This window comes from Streptococcus sp. HMSC034E03 (assembly GCF_001811505.1).
Taxonomy (GTDB): Bacteria; Bacillota; Bacilli; order Lactobacillales; family Streptococcaceae; genus Streptococcus.
This window is the reverse complement of sequence record NZ_KV804996.1, coordinates 116,821-121,289: the sequence shown is the minus strand read 5'-3', so window position 1 is coordinate 121,289 and position 4,469 is coordinate 116,821. Positions and strand designations below refer to the sequence as shown.

Below are 4,469 nucleotides of genomic sequence, written 5' to 3'. Positions count from 1 at the left end.
GTTTATGTGGGTTATTTGGTCCAACTGGAGTTACATCGTGTTTCAAGGTAACTACGAATTCTTGATCAACTGATTCATCCTTGTCATAGGTAGCTCCTGCTGGGAATCCATCACTTACAAGAACATAGCCACGATCTTGGTATTTCTGAATCTTAGCTGCAGTTGAGTAGGCAATAGCTTCACCTGATTTACCACCTACTTGATCACTTTCAAGTGTTGCACCAGTATTTTGGTCTACATACTTGATAGTAGCTTTTTGATCTGCCTTGCGGTAGATAATCGGCGTATCTTCACCTGGTTTATCCGGTGTTACAGGTGTTCCTGGTTCTACTGGTTGACCTGGTTTCGTTGGATCGTTTGGATCTGGCAAGTATGGTTTGTAGCCTGGTACATTAGGCACAACTGGTTGACCTGGTTTGGTTGGATCGTTTGGATCATTTGGATACGGCACTTCTGGTGTTGATGGGAAGTTTGGATCTTTTGGTATCTCTGGTTTTGGAACCAATTTTCCAAGTGGGTTGTAAGTAACAGTTTCTTCAAGATTTTCTTGAGTGACTGTCTTAGAAGCAACACTTCCTTTATCAGCGTAGTAACCTGTCAATCCTGGTGTTGGAACTGCATCATAGTTATCCTTATTCGCTGTCCATGGTTCATCAGAGTTAAGAACTTTACCTGTCACCTTATCAAGTTTTAAGGTACGTGTCCATTGTGCATTTTGAACCTTATCAGCTGGGGCAGTTGCATTACCGTCTGATACCACATAATGAACAGTTGACGTTACATCTTTCTTCCATTGATTTTCCGCAGGGTATCTTGGACTGTTTGGATCATTTGGATTGATTGGCTCTGTTGGTTTATGTGGGTTATTTGGTCCAACTGGAGTTTCACCGTGTTCTAATCTAACTACGAATTCTTGATCAATGTTTTCATCATCATCAAATTTCTTTTGATCTGCAGTTGAGTTTGTGAAACCATCTTCTACAAGTTTGTAACCTTTATTAACAAAATCAGCAATCTTAGCTGCAGTTGAGTAGTTAATAGCTTCACCAGATGTACCTTCAACTTCATCTTTTGCTAATTCCTTATTATTAGCAGTTGTATCAATGTATTTGACAATAGCTTTTTGTTTTACTTTTTTATAGACAACAACTGTTTCATAGACACCCAAATCAGATTTGGCTACAATATTGCGCCAATAAGTTTCTGAAACGGTACGTCCACCCGCTTGAGATTCAATAAGCGTTTCTGGTGCATTGCTTGAATCATATGAAACAGAAACTGAATCAGCTTGAGCCCCAACTTCTAATCCTGGAACATTAGTTGACTTGATTTCTGCTTTATAGCCATCGACTTTTGGTGAAGCAATAGTTCCATAATTATAGGTACCTGAATTTGTTCCATCAACTTTCCAACCTGTATCAGCGATGTTATCTCCATCGATATCAGAAATGTGATACTTAGCCTTACTATAGGCGGCTAAGAACTCATCACCATTGCTGACACTTGAATTTTTTAAAATCTTTTTAAAGCCTTCTTGGTCAATAGAGACATCCAAAGTACGCTTCCATTCTGATGACTGGATAACATCTTTTTTAACTGGAGTTCCATCTTCGTAGACATATTTGATGACATTTTTATGAACACCAGTCGGGTTGATTTTTGATCCATTTGATACCCAAATATTTTGACGGTTATCACCTACCGGGTCAATACCATAAGTCCTATCTGTGGCAACAACTCCCCCAGTAGAAGAACCTGTTGGTACAGATGTGGCATTAGCAGGTTCTATGTGTGCTCTATTATTTTGGAAACCAGCAATAGACATAGATCCGCCCTGGATATTCATCCAAACAGAACTCTGTTTATTATGACTTTGTGCATCCCTACCATCCTTGTTCATGGAATAAACCGTATAGGTCCCAACACCTGCATTATTTGTTGGACCATTAAATTCGATTCGGTTCCCTGAAGCTTCTAATTTATTTGAGATATAAAGAATATTTCCGTGGCCAATATCCTGTGGATTGTTCCCTTGAGGAATAGTTATTGGTAGTTTCCCGGTAATTTCACCTGCTGATGTACCATCTGATTTTGTGTATCTCATAAAGGAAACATATAGCGGATTATTAAACTGGAAATAAGTGTTTGTACTAGCTCCCAATGCTACTGAGATCAACTCAGCATAGTAGTTAGTATTATCATCTCGAATATCTACAATAGAACCCTTATTCGCTTGAAAAACTGGTTCACTCTTGCGACCATTCCTAGAATCAAGGGAAATCACATCATCCCAGGCATTATCTCCACGATTGTCCATTTGCACACGGAAAGTAGCAAAGTCATCTACAAGAATCTTACCGTTCTCATTTAGACCGATATAGTTATATCCGTCATAACTTCCAGACGGACCACCGCCGCTCTTAGGCCCTTTGCCTACAGAATGGAAGGTATTGTTTGAATGTTTTCCAAAGACTACTCTTGAATCATTTCCGAAATCAAGGGCAACACCACGACCTTTATTTTCAAAGCGAACTTTGGCATTTTGACCTGTGACAAGTTCTGAGTGATTTCCCATCATAATCCCATCACGGCCATGAAATTCAAAAGTTCCACCATCGCCAATAAGAACTCGACTCGGTCCATTTTTTCTACCGTGGTTACCTGCAACATATCCACCGTAACGATCCTTATCAGTGATACCATCAGCTGGACGATTTACACCAATTGAAATCCCTTGTCCGATACTAGTATTCAAGACTAACTTAGAATCCTTACCAGTTTCCACGGTCCCACTATCAGCCATGAAAATACCAGCATTATGGTAGCGAGCATTTTCAGATCGATTGTCAGTGTTCATGTTAATAGTAAGGCTACCTTTATCTTTTACACTGACCTTAGCTCCACTTTCAAGAGTAATAGCATCCCCTTGAGAAGAACGGTTAAGCGTTAAGCTAGCTCCCTCAGAAACTGTTACAGATTTGGCATCGTGGATATTTGACTCACGACGTTGGTCTGAATGGCCAGCAGCGCCAACATTCCGTTGTACGTGTTGAGTTTGACCATTTGCAGCTGGATAACTGTCACTAACTGTTGAAGTTGTAGTTCCTTTGATAACAACATGGGTGTTACCACCACCACCATAAAGTGATGAACCAACACTAGTTACATTTTCAAAGGTAACAGTATTTGAACCGCTAGTTCTTGATAAATCAATTGGACCTTTAGAATTAGCAGTCGCTATTTTAAGGTTTTTAAGATTTAGTTCCCAGCTAGCTCCTGTCAACTCCAAAGTGTGTGACAAAAGTTCAAGACGAGCATTGCCATCCTTACCTTGGATCGTAACTGGGCGAGATTGTGCATGAATAGTAGTCTTACGGTCAACAGATCCTGAACGTCCATTGTCGGTATTACCATTATCACCTTGAGCTACGACATCACCATTTACAGTGATTTCTCTGACATTTCCATCCTCTAAGGCTGAAACAAACTCACTCCAATTTGATACTTCACGTTTATTTTCTGAAGTAGCTCGACGTGTACGTGTTGAACGGCGTGCTTCAGCTGGAGCTTTATCAGTAGACTTATCATCTTTTTCAGCAACTTCAGCTTTACCTTCAGTTGTTTTTGCCGTATCTTCACTTGATTCTTTAGCTGATACTTCTGATTTCTCAGATTTTGGACTTTCTGTTGCAACTTTTTCAGAATCTGAAGAAACTTCAGTTGTTTCTGGTGTTACAACAGGTTTATCAGCTACTGTTGGTTTTGAATCGGCAGTAGCTGGTGATAGAGCAGACTTATCTGCTACTGTAGGTTTTGATTCAGAAGTTCTTGGTACTGAAGATTCCGATGTACTTGTTGAACTTTCTGGACTAACAGATACTACGGAGGTGAGCAATGTTTCTGAAACATTTACCTCATCAGCACTAGCAACTTGCCCACTCAAAAAGAAGGCAGTTCCTAAAAGAACAGAGGCTAAACCAAAACTATACTTACGTAAAGAAAAGCGTTGACGCTCATTAAAATGAAACTTCATGTTTATCTCCTTTAATTTTTTTACACAAATTTAGTATATCACTATATTTATAAAAATCAAGTGTTAGCGGTTACTTTTTTATAAAAAACGCACTATATATATTGAATTCAATATTTTTTTACATCTTTTATCGGAAACTTAGTAATTCTTTAACAAATAGAACTAAAGAAACAAACATGCATCTAGTAATGTATTTCAGCCATACTATAAGAGATTTATCCATTTTTATATTCATACAATTTATTTAACAGTATTAAAAATTTTTAGTAAATATTTTTTTCCGAGATTTATAGTTTTATCTTTTAGTTTTTCAACAAATCCTTCTATCTCTGGATATAAAAATGGAGAGAACAACGACTGTCCTCTCCAGATGTTATAGTAGATTGAAATAAGGTATGAACAAATCGATTAGGAAAGTCAAACTAATTTCTAGAAA

1 protein-coding gene is annotated in these 4,469 nt (G+C 38.3%); it reads right to left on the bottom strand.

Annotated elements, in window-relative coordinates:
- A partial coding sequence (locus HMPREF2805_RS08000) for a mucin-binding protein (RefSeq protein ID WP_075232082.1) occupies positions 1-4,033 on the bottom strand: 4,033 nt, incomplete at its 3' end.
- Between the last annotated feature and the right edge of the window lie 436 nt (positions 4,034-4,469).